Source organism: Streptomyces violaceorubidus, from assembly GCF_000717995.1.
In the GTDB taxonomy this organism is placed as follows: domain Bacteria; phylum Actinomycetota; class Actinomycetes; order Streptomycetales; family Streptomycetaceae; genus Streptomyces; species Streptomyces violaceorubidus.
On the sequence record NZ_JODM01000040.1, the window covers coordinates 1 to 13,573 of the forward strand.

Annotated in this window: 10 protein-coding genes, 1 tRNA gene and 1 pseudogene; 6 read left to right on the top strand and 6 right to left on the bottom strand. The window is 72.1% G+C overall.

Going from position 1 to position 13,573, the window contains the following annotated elements; translation table 11 throughout:
- Window positions 1-221 precede the first annotated feature (221 nt).
- Window positions 222-1,739 carry an MFS transporter gene (locus IE94_RS0131125; protein WP_030190970.1) on the bottom strand — a complete coding sequence of 506 codons (1,518 nt, stop codon included), beginning with the start codon at window positions 1,737-1,739 and terminating at the stop codon, window positions 222-224.
- Between the two features lie 62 nt (window positions 1,740-1,801).
- On the opposite strand from IE94_RS0131125, the gene IE94_RS0131130 reads away from it, so the two are divergent.
- Window positions 1,802-2,773, top strand: coding sequence for a helix-turn-helix transcriptional regulator (locus IE94_RS0131130; protein WP_030190972.1), 972 nt, complete (start codon window positions 1,802-1,804; stop codon window positions 2,771-2,773).
- Between the two features lie 137 nt (window positions 2,774-2,910).
- Here the strand turns inward: IE94_RS0131130 and IE94_RS0131135 are convergent, their stop codons facing one another.
- Together IE94_RS0131135 and IE94_RS0131140 are read right to left on the bottom strand one after the other, a co-directional pair.
- A complete protein-coding gene (locus tag IE94_RS0131135) occupies window positions 2,911-3,618 on the bottom strand; it encodes a TetR/AcrR family transcriptional regulator (RefSeq protein ID WP_030190973.1) in 708 nt (235 codons plus the stop codon).
- A gap of 408 nt (window positions 3,619-4,026) precedes the next feature.
- On the bottom strand, window positions 4,027-5,025 hold the full coding sequence (locus tag IE94_RS0131140) for a sigma-70 family RNA polymerase sigma factor (protein ID WP_030190975.1): 999 nt from the start codon (window positions 5,023-5,025) through the stop codon (window positions 4,027-4,029).
- Window positions 5,026-5,238: 213 nt separating this feature from the next.
- Between IE94_RS0131140 and IE94_RS36275 the strand changes: the two are divergent.
- Window positions 5,239-5,650, top strand: a pseudogene (locus IE94_RS36275) (N-acetyltransferase family protein).
- 123 nt (window positions 5,651-5,773) lie between these two features.
- Here IE94_RS36275 and IE94_RS0131150 read toward each other — a convergent pair.
- On the bottom strand, window positions 5,774-6,559 hold the full coding sequence (locus tag IE94_RS0131150; protein WP_078606629.1) for a dioxygenase family protein: 786 nt from the start codon (window positions 6,557-6,559) through the stop codon (window positions 5,774-5,776).
- Between the two features lie 97 nt (window positions 6,560-6,656).
- On the opposite strand from IE94_RS0131150, the gene IE94_RS0131155 reads away from it, so the two are divergent.
- On the top strand, window positions 6,657-7,148 hold the full coding sequence (locus tag IE94_RS0131155) for a MarR family winged helix-turn-helix transcriptional regulator (RefSeq protein WP_030190979.1): 492 nt from the start codon (window positions 6,657-6,659) through the stop codon (window positions 7,146-7,148).
- Between the two features lie 109 nt (window positions 7,149-7,257).
- Here IE94_RS0131155 and IE94_RS0131160 read toward each other — a convergent pair whose 3' ends face one another.
- Both IE94_RS0131160 and IE94_RS0131165 read right to left on the bottom strand, forming a co-directional pair.
- Window positions 7,258-8,805, bottom strand: a complete 1,548-nt coding sequence (locus IE94_RS0131160) for an MFS transporter (RefSeq protein ID WP_030190981.1) — start codon at window positions 8,803-8,805, stop codon at window positions 7,258-7,260.
- A 307-nt stretch (window positions 8,806-9,112) separates the two neighbouring features.
- Entirely contained in the window at window positions 9,113-9,766 is a 654-nt protein-coding gene (locus IE94_RS0131165) for a TetR/AcrR family transcriptional regulator (protein WP_030190982.1), read from the bottom strand.
- Window positions 9,767-10,073: 307 nt separating this feature from the next.
- On the opposite strand from IE94_RS0131165, the gene IE94_RS0131170 reads away from it, so the two are divergent.
- The 3 genes from IE94_RS0131170 (at window position 10,074) to IE94_RS0131185 (ending at window position 13,428) form a co-directional block, all read left to right on the top strand.
- A complete protein-coding gene (locus tag IE94_RS0131170; protein WP_030190983.1) occupies window positions 10,074-11,378 on the top strand; it encodes a M6 family metalloprotease domain-containing protein in 1,305 nt (434 codons plus the stop codon).
- Between the two features lie 183 nt (window positions 11,379-11,561).
- Window positions 11,562-13,265 carry an IclR family transcriptional regulator domain-containing protein gene (locus IE94_RS0131180; protein ID WP_078606631.1) on the top strand — a complete coding sequence of 568 codons (1,704 nt, stop codon included), beginning with the start codon at window positions 11,562-11,564 and terminating at the stop codon, window positions 13,263-13,265.
- Between the two features lie 87 nt (window positions 13,266-13,352).
- Window positions 13,353-13,428: transfer RNA gene (locus IE94_RS0131185), tRNA-Arg, on the top strand.
- The last annotated feature ends 145 nt before the right edge of the window (window positions 13,429-13,573 follow it).

Genomic DNA, 13,573 nt, shown 5'->3' on the forward strand with positions numbered 1-13,573 from the left:
CACCACCCCCCAGGTCATCCGTTCGACAGGGGGCAACAGTCATGCCGGGCCCGGAGGCCAACGGCCCTCTTGCAGGACCGCGAAAAAGATAACGGGGGACCGGTTCTCCGAAGGGCGGCGTGCCGAAGGGCGGCGTGCCGAAGGGCGGCGTGCCGAAGGGCGGCTCCGGCACCTTCGTGCCGGGCCGCCCCTTCGTGCTTCCGCACGCCGCGGTCGCGGTCTCAGACCAGCGCGGGCTCCCTCTCCCCCGCCGGGTCCTGCGCGCCGCCCCCCTCCACGTGCTGGGCCGGCCGCCTGGGCAGCGCGAACATCAGCAGGAAGATGACGGCCATCACCGCGGCCACCCACCCCAGCGCGTTCTGGAAGGCGTCCACGTAGGCGGGGCCGATCCCGGCGGGGGTGAGGCGGTCGCTCATCGTGCCGAAGAAGACCACGGAGACCAGCCCGAGTCCGAGCGCGTTGCCCATCTGCTGCACGGTGTTGATGAGCCCCGAGGCCGCCCCGGCGTGCTCGCGCGGCACCTGGGAGAGCACCGCGTCGGTCAGCGGCGCGACGATCAGGCCCATGCCGAGCCCCATCACGACCAGCGGAAGCGCCATCTGCCAGGACGTGATGGCGAGCCCGTACCGCCCGGACTCCCAGATGTAGAGGAGCACCCCGGCAGCCATCACCAGCGCGCCCGCCTGGAGCACCTTGCGCCCGAAACGCGGGACCAGCTTCTGCACCGACACCCCGGCGGCCGTGGAGACGGCGATGGAGAACGGCACGCCGGTCAGTCCGCTCCGCAGCGGGCTCCAGCCGAGGCCCACCTGCATGTACAGCGTCCACACCAGGAAGAAGACGCCGAGTCCGACTCCGAAGACGGTCTGCACGGCGATCCCGGCCGCGAAGCTCTTCACCCTGAACAGCGACAGCTCCACCAGCGGCGAACCGTCCCGCGCGCTCTTGCGCCGCTCGTAGGCCACCAGTATCGCGAGGACCACGACCGAGCCGGCCATCGAGAGGTGGCCCCACAGCGGCCAGCCCAGCTCCTCGCCCCGGGTGAGCGGGTAGATCAGCATCAGCAGGCCGAGGGTGACCAGCGCGACCCCGACCAGGTCCAGCTTCAGGGCGCGCGGCGCCTTCGACTCCGTGATGAAGCGGCTGCCGAGGACGAGGCCCGCGATGCCGACCGGCAGGTTGATGAGGAAGATGGGCCGCCAGGCGAGCCCGAAGAGGTTCCACTCGGTGAGCAGGGCGCCCAGCAGCGGGCCGGAGACGGCCCCGAGTCCGACGATCGCGCCGAACAGCCCGAAGACCTTGCCGCGTTCGTGCGCCGGGAAGGTGGCGTGCACGATCGACAGCACCTGCGGCACCATCAGCGCTGCCATGCCGCCCTGGAGGATGCGGGAGGCGACCAGCATCTCGGGGTTGGCGGCGAGGCCGCACAGCGCCGAGGCCAGGGTGAAGCCGCCGATGCCGACGAGGAAGACCCGCTTGCGGCCGTGGATGTCGCCGAGCCGTCCGCCGGTGATCAGACCGGCCGCGAAGGCGAGGGCGTAACCGGCGGTGATCCACTGGATCTGGCTGAAGGAGGCGCCCTCGTCCTGCTGGATCGAGGGGATGGCGATGTTGACGATGGTGACGTCCACGAGGTCCATGAACGCCGCGGTCATCACGATCGCCAGGGCGAACCAGCGACGTCGGTCGCCCGCGGCGGGCGGGACGGGAGCCGGGTCCGGGGTCTGCTTGAAGGTCATGGGAGGAACTTAGGGGGCCAGTAGGTCGGATCGTGTCCTAGATGTGCGGCATCCTCGAACGCATGACGACGGACACCCCAGCCCGGCTGCTGACGCTCCTCTCGCTCCTCCAGACGCCCCGCGAATGGCCCGGCGGCGAGCTGGCCGACCGGCTCGGGGTCTCCCGGCGCACGGTCCGGCGGGACATCGACCGCCTGCGCGAACTGGGCTATCCGGTCCAGGCGACGATGGGCGCCGACGGCGGCTACCGGCTGGTGGCGGGCAAGGCGATGCCGCCCCTCGTCCTCGACGACGAGGAGGCGGTGGCCATCGCGGTCGGGCTGCGGGCCGGCGCGGGCCACGCGGTCGCGGGCCTGGACGAGGCGTCGGTACGGGCGCTGGCCAAGCTGGAGCAGGTGCTGCCGTCCCGGCTGCGGCACCGGGTCGCCACACTCCAGTCCGCGACCACGCCGCTGACCAGCGGGGACGGGCCGAGTATCGCGCCCGAGACCCTGACCGTGATGGCCTCGACGGTGGCCGGGCACGAGCGGCTGCGGTTCGCCTACCGCGCGGCGGACGGCAGCGAGACGCGGCGCGTGACGGAGCCGTACCGGCTGGTGTCGACGGGCCGGCGCTGGTACCTGGTCGCCTACGACCTCGACCGGGACGACTGGCGGACCTTCCGGGTCGACCGGGTGAGCGAGCCCTTCGCCACGGGGGCGCGGTTCGCTCCGCGGGAGCTGCCGACCGGGGACGCGGCCGAATACCTGCGGCACTCGATGCAGCGCCGCAACGACTCCTACGAGATCGCGGTCGTCTTCCTCGCACCGGTCGAGACCGTCGCGCCGCTGGTGCCGCACTGGCTGGGCACGCCGGAGGCGGTGGACGGCGACTCGTCGTGCGTGGTGCGGGCGACCGTGTCGGGCTCGGTGGAGTGGATCGCGGCCCGCCTGGCGACGACCGGCCTGGAGTTCCGGGTCCACGAACCGGCGGAACTGGTGGAGTGCGTACGGGAGCTGGGCGCCCGACTGGGACGAGCGGCAGCCACCGACTGACGGCGGGGGCCGCACCGGGCTCCGGGACCGGCGCCGGAGGCCCTCCGCCCGACGGCGCGGGCAAGACCGCCACGCCAAGCGCCGAGGGGCTCACTCGCCGACAGCGCCCCCACTCACCGACAGCGCCCCACCCGGGCTCACCCCTGTTCCGAGGCGCCGTCCCCCCAGGTGAACCCCCGCAGTACCGCCAGGTTCAGTAGCGCCTGCTCCAGAGGGCCGCGGGCCTCCTGGGAGGACGACGACGCCCAGTGCTCCGCCGCGACGCGTACGGCCGCGCCCGCCACCGCGGCGGCGAAGTGCAGCCGGGGGGACGCGGCCAGCCGGGCGGCAACGTGGTCGTCGCCCCCGGACATCCGCGCGGCCAGCGCCTCCACCAGGCACCGCTCCGTGGAGTGGCAGACCTCCGCCCACACCTTGCGCAGTGCCGGACTGCTCTCGGCCAGGTGGATGAGGGTCCGGGCCCCCTCCCAGGAGGACGCCGACACACCGGCACCGGGAGTCAGCGTGTGCCGCACCGCGTGTTCCAGCGCGGCGGGCGGGGTCAGCTCGGCCGGAGCCTCCCGCACCGCCCGTACCCAGCGCTCGGCTCCGAGGGCGTAGAGCGGGGCGACCGCTTCCTCCTTGGCGGCGAAATAGCGGTAGAAGGTGCGCGGGGCGACGCCCGCCGCCCGGGCGATGTCCTCGGCCCGGGTGGCCCGCAGTCCCTGTCCGGCGAAGAGGCGGGCCGCCGCCCTGGCGATCTCCATCCGGGTCTCGGCCTTGCGACGCTCGGTCAGGGAGACCGGCCCGGCCGGCCGGAGCGGTCCCGGCCCGTGGTCGGGAACTTCTGGAACGGTGCTACTCACTTCGGCAGGCTATGCCGCTGTGGCAGAATCTGCCATCCGGCGGGCCACCCCGGGGTTCAGGTCCGGGGTGCCCCGCCTCCCCGCTCTGCCGCACCCGAAGGAAGCCGGGCTCGGCACCCGGGGGGGAGGGGTGCCGAGCCCGGCTCGGGAAGTCCCGGCGCCGGGGGGAGTGCGTCGGGACGTGGTCCAGTGTGCCGCGGTCGTGCCGCGATGCGGCGGCGCCGAGCCGTCGCCCGGCCGCCCGGTCCGAGAGCCCGAACGTGTTGTTCCCGGCCCCCGTGAGTTGAAGCAGCGTTGTACAGCCATGTTCGCGCGGGGTCCGACCACCGGCGTACGCCCCATCCGCCACGTCACGCCCCCGCGTCACGCGGCGGCCGGGCCGCACGGCCGGCCGCCGTCGCGGCCACGCTACGCCGCTGCCTCGAAGCCGGTGTCGCGAGCCAGCTTCTTCAGCTCCAGCAGCGCGTGCTTCTCGATCTGGCGGATGCGCTCGCGGGTGAGGCCGTGCTCCTTGCCGACCTCGGTGAGGGTGCGCTCGCGGCCGTCGTCGATGCCGTACCGCATCTTGATGATGGAGGCCGTGCGCGGGTCGAGGCGGCCGATGAGGTCGTCCAGCTCCTCGCTGCGCAGCAGGGTCAGCACCGACTGCTCGGGCGACACGGCCGAGGTGTCCTCCAGCAGGTCGCCGAACTGGGTCTCGCCCTCGTCGTCCACCGACATGTTCAGCGAGACCGGGTCGCGGGCCCAGTCGAGCACGTCGGTCACGCGCTCCGGCGTCGAGCCCAGCTCGGCCGCGATCTCGGCGGGCTCCGGCTCGCGGCCGTGCTCCCGGTTGAACTCGCGCTGCACGCGCCGGATCCGGCCCAGCTCCTCCACCAGGTGGACGGGCAGCCGGATGGTGCGCGACTGGTCGGCGATGGAGCGGGTGATGGCCTGACGGATCCACCAGGTCGCGTACGTCGAGAACTTGAAGCCCTTGCGGTAGTCGAACTTCTCGACCGCGCGGACCAGACCGGCGTTCCCCTCCTGGATCAGGTCGAGGAGCGGGAGGCCGCTGCGCGGGTAGCGGCGGGCGACCGCTACGACCAGGCGGAGGTTGGAGCGGATGAAGACGTCCTTCGCCCGCTCGCCCTCGTCGATCAGGGCCTGCAGCTCCTCACGGGTGGCGTCCGCCCCGGTCTCCTCGTACCCTTCGAGGACCTGCCGCGCGAACACACCCGCCTCGATGGTCTGGGACAGCTCGACCTCCTTGGCGGCGTCGAGCAGCGGTGTCCGGGCGATCTCGTCGAGGTACATGCCGACCAGATCGCGGTCGGCGAGCTCGCCGCCGTTCGCGCGGACGCTGGTTGCCGAGCCGGAGGTCTCGCCGGTGGCGGACTTACGACGGGCGACGGCACGGGTTGCCATGCGTGCTCCCTTGCGATGGTGGTTCAGCGGGTGGTCCGGTGGACGCTCGGGCGCCTTGCGGGGTTGTCTCCGTTGCCTCCAGCCCCTCTCGGGACTCTCCTCGGGTGCCCTGCATCCGATGGAAACAACGACTGGAATCCGGACAGAATTCCCAACCCGCCCCTCGATTTTTCTGATCATGCAGTACCCTGTGCCGCCACGCGAGGAGGGGCGATGCCGTCGGGAACTGCGGAGGTCCAGGTCAGGCCGGGAGTCGAAGCCGATCTCACGGCCCTCACCGCCCTCTACAACCACTACGTGTATGAGACGCCCATCACGTTCGACACCGAGCCGTTCACCCCGCAAGAGCGCCGCCCTTGGCTGCTCTCCCACCCGGAAGACGGCCCGCACCGGCTGAGGGTTGCCGCACCCTGAAGACGGCCCGCATCGGCTGAGGGTTGCCGCGGTCGCGGACTCACAGGAGATCCTGGAGTACGCCACACCCAGCCCCTACCGCGCGAAACCCGCCTACGCGACCTCGGTGGAGACCACCGTCTACGTCGCCCCGGGGCCGGCGGCATTCCGCCACGTGGGCACCTACCGCGAGGTGGGCCGCAAGTTCGGGCGGTACTGGGACCTGGCCTGATACGAGAAGCCCCTGTAGCCCACCGGCCGACCTCGGGCTCGGCCCCGCACCGCCCGCACCCGCCCCCGCACCGCCGACGCCCGCGCAGGCCGCCCCCGCCCGCGCAGGCCGCCCCCGCCCGCGTCAGCCGAACTGCACCGACCGCTTGGCCAGCCCCATCCAGAACCCGTCGATCACCGACTGCCGCGAGTCCAGCTCACCGGCCGCGTCCGCCGCGCCCATGGTCACGAACAGCGGGGCGAAGTGCTCGGTGCGCGGGTGGGCGAGTTGTCCCGCCGGGGACTTGTGGGCGAAGTCGAGCAGCCCGTCCACGTCCCCGCCCTCCAGCGCCCGCCGCCCCCAGTCGTCGAACTCCGCGGACCAGGAGGGGATGCCGCCCTGACGCAGCGCGGCCAGGTTGTGGGTGAAGAACCCGGAGCCGATGATCAGCACGCCCTCGTCGCGCAGCGGCGCGAGCCTGCGGCCGATCTCCATGAGCCGCGCCGGGTCGAGGGTCGGCATGGAGACCTGGAGGACCGGGATGTCGGCGCCCGGGTACATCTCGACCAGCGGGACGTAGGCGCCGTGGTCCAGGCCGCGGTCGGGGACGTCCTGCACGGGCGTACCGGGGGCGCGCAGCAGCTTGCGTACGGACTCGGCGAGCGCGGGGGCGCCGGGCGCCTCGTAACGGACCTGGTAGTAGTGCTCCGGGAAGCCCCAGAAGTCGTAGACGAGGGGGACGGTCCGGGTGGCGCCGAGGGCGAGCGGGGCCTCCTCCCAGTGGGCGGAGACGACGAGGATCGCCGTGGGGCGGGGCAGGTCCGCGGCCCACGCGGCCAGCTCGCCGGGCCAGACGGGGTCGTCGGCCAGCGGCGGGGCGCCGTGACTCAGGTAGAGGGCGGGCATGCGCTCCTGCGGGGCGGTGGTCATGATGGCTGCTCCCATACTTGAACTCTCAATCTCTACCAGCCATCAATCTACTCCCAGTTTGTTTAACTTTCAAGGAACCGTCTCGTACAGTGGACGCATGAACGACGAACCCCGTTGGCTCACCGCCGAGGAGCAGCTCGTCTGGCGCTCCTACATCGAGGCGGCGACCCTTCTCGAGGACCACCTCGACCGGCAGCTCCAGCGCGACGCGGGCATGCCGCACGTCTACTACGGCCTGCTGGTCAAGCTGGCCGAGTCACCGCGCCGGCGGCTGCGGATGACCGAGCTGGCCAAGTACGCGAAGATCACCCGCTCCCGGCTCTCGCACGCGGTGGCCCGCCTGGAGAAGAACGGCTGGGTCCGCCGCGAGGACTGCCCCTCCGACAAGCGCGGCCAGTTCGCCATCCTCACCGACGAGGGGTACGAGGTGCTGCACCGCACCGCCCCGGGCCACGTGAACGCCGTACGCCAGGCGGTCTTCGACCGGCTCACCCCCGAACAGCAGAAGTCCCTCGGCGAGATCATGCGGATCGTCGCCGAGGGACTTCAGCCGAGCGAAGCGGGTGCGGACCTGCCCTGGCTGCGCTGAGCGCGCGGCCGGGGCAGGTCCGGGGGAACCGTGCGTACGGGGCGTCCCCTCCCCCTACGCACGGGTGGAACAGGGGTCCGAGCGGGTATCGGTCGCGGTGACCGCGGTGTCAGTGCGCGATGACCGGCACCGGCAGCTCGTCCTCGGCCGCCTCGCCCGCGCCCGAACCGGAGACGGCCTTGCCGCTGCCCGGCCGCCCGGCGTTGACGAAGGTCAGGGCGATCGCGGCGGCCACGACCAGGATGCCGACGGCGAACCAGATGGCGCTGGTGTAGCCCTGCACCTGGCCCTGCAACTGGACCAGCTGCTGCTGGGAGCGGGAGGACGCGCCCCCGATGTGGTCGGCGATGTAGGACGTGGTGGCCGAGGCTGCGATCGTGTTCAGCAGCGCCGTACCGATCGCACCGCCCACCTGCTGCGAGGTGTTGACCATCGCGGAGGCGACACCCGCGTCCCGCGGCTCCACGCCCATGGTGGCCAGGGACATGGCCGGCATGAACGCCGTACCCATGCCGAGACCGAGCAGGAGCATGCCGGGCAGCAGCACGGCCGCGTAGGAGGTGTCGACCTCCAGCTGGGTGAGGAACAGCATGCCGACGGCGGCGACCAGGAAGCCCGGGCCCATCAGCAGCCGGGGCGCGACCCGCGTCATCAGGCGCGTGCCGATCTGGGTGGAGCCCGTGATCATGCCCGCGATCATCGGCAGGAAGGCGAAGCCGGTCTTCACCGGCGTGTAGCCCTTCACGATCTGCAGGTAGTAGGTCAGGAAGAGGAACAGACCGAACATCGCGATGACGGCCAGGCCGAGCGAGAGGTAGATCCCGCCCCGGTTGCGCTCGGTGATCACGCGCAGCGGCAGCAGCGGGGCCTTGACCCGGGACTCGACGACCACGAAGGCCAGCAGCAGCACGGCCGAGGCGACGAACATGCCGACCGTCAGGGCGTCGCTCCAGCCGTTGGACTCGGCGCGGGTGAAGCCGTAGACGAGCGCAACCAGACCGAGGGTGGACAGGATCACGCCGGGGATGTCGAGCGGCGAGCGGTTGCGGCCGCCCTTGGGCTCACGGATGACGAAGTAGGCGCCGATCGCGGCCACGATGGCGAACGGGATGTTGACGAAGAACGTCCAGCGCCAGTTCAGGTACTCGGTGAGGAACCCGCCGAGGATCAGACCCACGGCGCCACCGCCACCGGCGATCGCACCGTAGATGCCGAAGGCCTTGGCGCGCTCCTTGGCGTCCGTGAACATCACGGCGAGCAGCGAGAGCGCGGCGGGCGCGAGCAGGGCACCGAAGACGCCCTGGAGGGCGCGGGAGCCGAACATCATCGCCTCGTTGGTGGCCGCGCCGCCGAGCGCGGAGGCGACGGCGAAGCCGGTCAGGCCGGTGACGAAGGTGCGCTTGCGGCCCCACAGGTCGGCTATCCGGCCGCCGAACAGCAGCAGACCGCCGAAGGCGAGGGCGTAGGCCGTGACGACCCACTGCCGGTTGCCGTCGGAGATGCCGAGGTCCTGCTGGGCGGAGGGAAGGGCGATGTTCACGATGGTGGCGTCGAGGACCACCATCAGCTGGGCGAGCGCGATGAAGACCAGCGCTTTCCAGCGACCGGCGTCCGGGGCGTCGCTGACGCCGGAGGCCTTGACGGCTGTTTGAGACATGGGGATACCCACTTCGGACTTCGTGACGGAAAAAGACGAGAAGACGAGAGAAAAGGGACGACCGAAGCCGCGCCGACCCCCCGCTGTCAGCGGCGGTGCGGACAGCTCGGCATCGGTGACGGAAACGGAACTCGTGGAATCGGCGGAACCGGCAGCACCGGCGGCACCGGCGGCACCGATGGAACCGGCTCAACCGGCGGATCTGGTGAGACCGGTGGAGATGGCGGAACTGGTGGAACTGGTGGAACTGGCTGGATCACTGGTCGGGCTGGATCACTGGTCGGACTGGATCACTGGTCGGACTGGATCACTGGTCGCAGGACCGGCGCAGGTCCTCCAAGGTGACGGCCGCCCCCGGGAGGACGGAGCGGGCCGGTGCCCGCAGCCCGTCCAGGAACAGCTGCAGATGGCGATGGACGAACCGGTCGGCGCTCATGCACCCCGTACCGGCCGGGGGCCGGCTGAGCTGGGCCGCGGCGATCATCAGATCACCCACGCCCACGTCGTCGCGGAGCTGACCGGCCGCCTTCGCCCGGTCCATGACCTCGGCGACGAGGCTCTCCACCCGTCCGCGCGCCGCCACCAGATCGGGGTGGTGCTGGTCGAACGTGCTGGCCATCATGGGACACAGCGCGCTGATCCGCTCGTCGGCGGAGGCGTGCACGAAGCGCTCCAGCGCCTCGAACGCGTCACCGGTCTCCGCGAGCGCCGACTCGGCCGCCCGAGCCGTACGGTCCATGACCGAGCAGACGACCTCGCGGACGAGGGCGTCACGGTCGGGGAAGTTGCGGTACACCGTGGCGTTGCCGACCCCGGCCCGGCGTGCGACGTCGTCGAGCGGCACGTCCGGGCCGTTCTCGACGAACATCTCCCGGGCGGCGGTGACGATCCGCTCCCGATTGCGCAGAGCATCGGCGCGGGGCCGGGCCACCTTGCGCTGATCGGAGATCGCGGTCTGCACGGCGTACTCCTTGACGTGTCGGTGTCTGTCACGGGTGTGACGACTGGGTTCACGATCCGGGGAGGGAATCCCCGTTTCGCTCGGACACAGGTCTAAACGGGGAAACCATCCCCGGTTATTTCCCGCCCCCGAAGAACTTTCCGGTGACCTGGGTCACACCGCGTGTTCCGTCCCGTCCCCCGGTCGGCGGCTACCGGCGAGAAACCCACGATCGGCCCCTCCAGCGCGCGCCCGCCCACCCCTCGGCACAGGGTGAGCGCAAGGGTGCAGCCGGTGCCGGGCGGCTGCCGTGGCCGGGGAGGTCCGCATGCAGCCGCCGCCGCAGGCGCAGCCGCCGAGCCGCCGCATACGCCCGCGCAGACTCGCCGCGGCCGGGACCGTCGCCGTCCTGACCCTCGCGCTCAGCACCTCGGCGGGCACCGGCCGGCTCGCGCCCGGCACCTCGACCTCGGGCCCCGGCCCCGCCGCCCTCTCCCGCTCCTCCGCGCACGGCCCCTGCATGATCAGCGGTGGCTCCGAGATCCAGATGTCCGAGGGCGTGCCGACCTCCACCGGCTACGCCCGCTCGACCGGCACCGTCCGCGCCCTCACCCTGATGATCGACTTCTCGGACGCTCCCGGCGAGGGCAAGGCGCTCGACCGGTACGCGGAGTTCTTCCCGCAGACCGAGGACTGGTTCCGCACCAGCAGCTACGGCCGCCTCGACTACCACCCCGAAACCCCGGTCCGGGACTGGCTCCGGATGCCCAAGTCCTTCGCGGAGTACGGCATAGAACGCGGCGCCCCCTTCGAACCCGGCTACCGCAAACTGGTCCAGGACCTGGTCGCGGTGGCCGACCCGAAGGTCGACTTCCGCGCGTACGACCTCCTGAACGTCCTGGTCACCCCGAACGCGGGCCCCACCGCCCTGGACACGGTCCTGTCCGTGACCTTCGCCGGGAACCAGGAGGCCCCGGTCGCCGACGGCGTCCCGGTGGCCAACGCCTCCTTCGTCTACTCCCGCCAGGACGACGGCTCCGGCTCCTACGACAAGACCGGCTACCGCGTACTGCCCCACGAGAACGGCCACGTCTTCGGCCTCCCGGACCTCTACACCCAGGAGGGCGGAGGGGCCGTCGGCCACTGGGACATCATGAGCGAGGACTGGGGCGCCAACAACGACCTCCTCGGCTGGCACAAGTGGAAACTGGGCTGGCTCGACCCGTCCCAGGTGCACTGCGCGTCCGCGCCGGGGACGACGGAGTACACGCTGACGCCGCTGGCCCGCAAGGGCGGCGACAAGCTGGTGGTCCTCCCGCTGAGCGGCACCTCCGGCTACGCGGTCGAGCTGCGCACCCGCGGGGGCAACGACGAGACGGTGTGCCGGCCCGGCGTACTGATCTACAAGGTCGACGCGGACGTCGACACCGGCATGGGCCCGGTACGGGTCTACGACTCCCGGCGCGACAGCGGCGGCTGCACCCGCAGCCCCAACGTCCACGCCGAACTCTCGGACGCCACCTTCACCCCCGGCGAGACCTTCCGGGACCCGCGCAAGGGCGTCACGATCAAGGTGTCGGAGCCGGAGAAGGACGGGACGGGAGCCGTCCGGGTACGCGTCACCCGAAGGTGACGGGCGCGGTGGCGAGCGGGCTCGAGGCACAGGGGGTACTGCTCGGGGTGCTCGGGATCCTGGGGGTACTGCTCGGGGTGCTCGGGATCCTGGGGGTACTGCTCGGGGTGCTCGGGGTAGTGGGGGTGCCCGGCGACAGGGCTACCGTAGGCGCCCTGCCGTGATCGCCGTACCGGAGAGCCGATGCCCGCCCATACCACTCACGACGCGCCGCGTGACGGGGCCAATGGTGCCCGAGACGCGACTGCCGCCGTGCCGGACACGAGCACCACGGCCGAGACGGTCTCACCGGCCGAGGCCGTCGCACCGGCCGAGACGGTCGCACCGGCCGAGACGGTCACGCCGGCCGAGGCGGTCACGCCGCTCCTGCGCGGCATCGCCGTACTCCGCCGCCTGACCGAGGCGAACGACGGCACCCTCAGCCTCAGCGCCCTGGAGCGGACCACCGGCCTGGCCCGCTCCACGGTCGACCGCCTCACCGCGACCCTCGCCCGCATGGGATACGTCCGCCTGGACGGCCGCGACGTGACCCTGGCCCCCCGCCTGATGGAACTGGGCAACGCCTACCTGGCCGCCCTCCGCCTCCCCGCCCTGCTCTCCGCCCGCGCCGACGCCCTGGCCGACGAACTGGACGAGTCGGTGTCGCTGGCGGTCGGCGACCGGGACGGCATCCGCTTCATCCACCAGGCCACCCGCCGCCGCGCCATGTCCCTGAGTTTCCGCATCGGCGACCTGCTCCCGGCCGAACGCACGGCCCCGGGCCCCCTCTTCGCCGCGGAGTGGACCGAGCCCGACTGGCACCACTGGCTGGAGCGCCGCACCGCGGACCCAAAGGACCACTCGTTCCCTGCGGTCCCGCCCCGTGAACACCCCACCACCGACGAGGACTTCCGCCTGCGCGCGGCGAAGGCGGCCACCGACGGCCACGCACTGGACGACCAGCTGATCGAACCGGGCCTGGTGGCGCTCTCGGTCCCGGTACGGGACCCGGGTACCGGCCGGGTGGCCTGCGTGGCGAGCGTGGTGAGCCACACCAGCCGCCACACGGCACCAGATCTACGGACGACCCTGCTCCCCCGCCTGCGCGCGGCGGTCGCGTCCATGGAGGACGACCTGCGCACCGCCCCGCCGCCGGAGCCGGGACCACCCCGGGCGGGCCTCGCCACCTGGACGGGCGCGTCGAAACAGGAACTGGGCCGGGAGTTCGTGGAGTCCCTCGCCCGCGGCCTGACCGTACTGACCGCCTTCGGCGAGGGCTGCTCCACGCTGACCCTGACCCAGGTCGCGCAGGCGACGGGCCTGGCCCGCGCGACCGCCCGCCGGGCCCTCATCACTCTCGGCCACGCGGGCCTGCTGGCCCCGGCCCCCGAGCACACCTTCACCCTCACCCCCCGGGTCCTGTCCCTCGGCTTCCCACCCCTCTCCCGCACCACGCTCCCAGAGATCGCCCAGCCCCACCTGACCGCCCTGGCCGACCGCGTCCACGAGTCGACGTCCCTGGCCGTCCTGTCGGAGTCGGGCGAGGAGATCCAGTACACGGCCCGGGCGTCCACGACCCGTGTCCTGAGCGCCCGCGTCACGGTCGGCGCCCGCCTCCCGGCCCGGGCGACGGCACCGGGTCACGTCCTGCTGGCCCTCCCCGAGGCCCGGACGCGGGGTTACGCCCTGGTCGACGAGGAACTGGAGGCCGGCCTGCGCTCCATCGCGGTCCCGGTACGCGACCGCACGGGAAGGGTGGTGGCGGCCCTGAACATCGCCATGCACGCCGCCCGCCGCACACCAACGGCCTGCCGGACGGACATCCTCCCGGAGCTGTCCCGGACGGCGACCCACATCGAGGCGGACCTCGCGGTGGCGGGCCGCTTCGTCCACGTCCCCCTGACATGACCCCCACCCCAAGGCCGACCCCCACCACCGCCTCCACCCCGCCCCCCGATCCGCTAACCTGTTGGCACCGCCGCTCAGCGACGGCACGCCTTCGTAGCTCAGGGGATAGAGCACCGCTCTCCTAAAGCGGGTGTCGCAGGTTCGAATCCTGCCGGGGGCACCACTCCAGAAGGGGCCTACCTCCGGATCTCCGGAGGTAGGCCCCTTCTGACATCCCCGACTGACATCAACAGGACGGTCGCAGGCACGCGAGGGCAGCCGATCTTCAGGATGCGCCGACACCCGACTCGCCATCAGCTTGCGGGGCC

Excerpts from the sequence above, each read along its gene's own strand:
- IE94_RS0131125 (WP_030190970.1), bottom strand. The coding sequence starts at position 1,739 with ATGACCTTCAAGCAGACCCCGGACCCGGCTCCCGTCCCGCCCGCCGCG.
- IE94_RS0131130 (WP_030190972.1), top strand. The coding sequence starts at position 1,802 with ATGACGACGGACACCCCAGCCCGGCTGCTGACGCTCCTCTCGCTCCTC.
- IE94_RS0131140 (WP_030190975.1), bottom strand. The coding sequence starts at position 5,025 with ATGGCAACCCGTGCCGTCGCCCGTCGTAAGTCCGCCACCGGCGAGACC.
- IE94_RS0131150 (WP_078606629.1), bottom strand. The coding sequence starts at position 6,559 with ATGACCACCGCCCCGCAGGAGCGCATGCCCGCCCTCTACCTGAGTCAC.
- IE94_RS0131155 (WP_030190979.1), top strand. The coding sequence starts at position 6,657 with ATGAACGACGAACCCCGTTGGCTCACCGCCGAGGAGCAGCTCGTCTGG.
- IE94_RS0131160 (WP_030190981.1), bottom strand. The coding sequence starts at position 8,805 with ATGTCTCAAACAGCCGTCAAGGCCTCCGGCGTCAGCGACGCCCCGGAC.
- IE94_RS0131170 (WP_030190983.1), top strand. The coding sequence starts at position 10,074 with ATGCAGCCGCCGCCGCAGGCGCAGCCGCCGAGCCGCCGCATACGCCCG.
- IE94_RS0131180 (WP_078606631.1), top strand. The coding sequence starts at position 11,562 with ATGCCCGCCCATACCACTCACGACGCGCCGCGTGACGGGGCCAATGGT.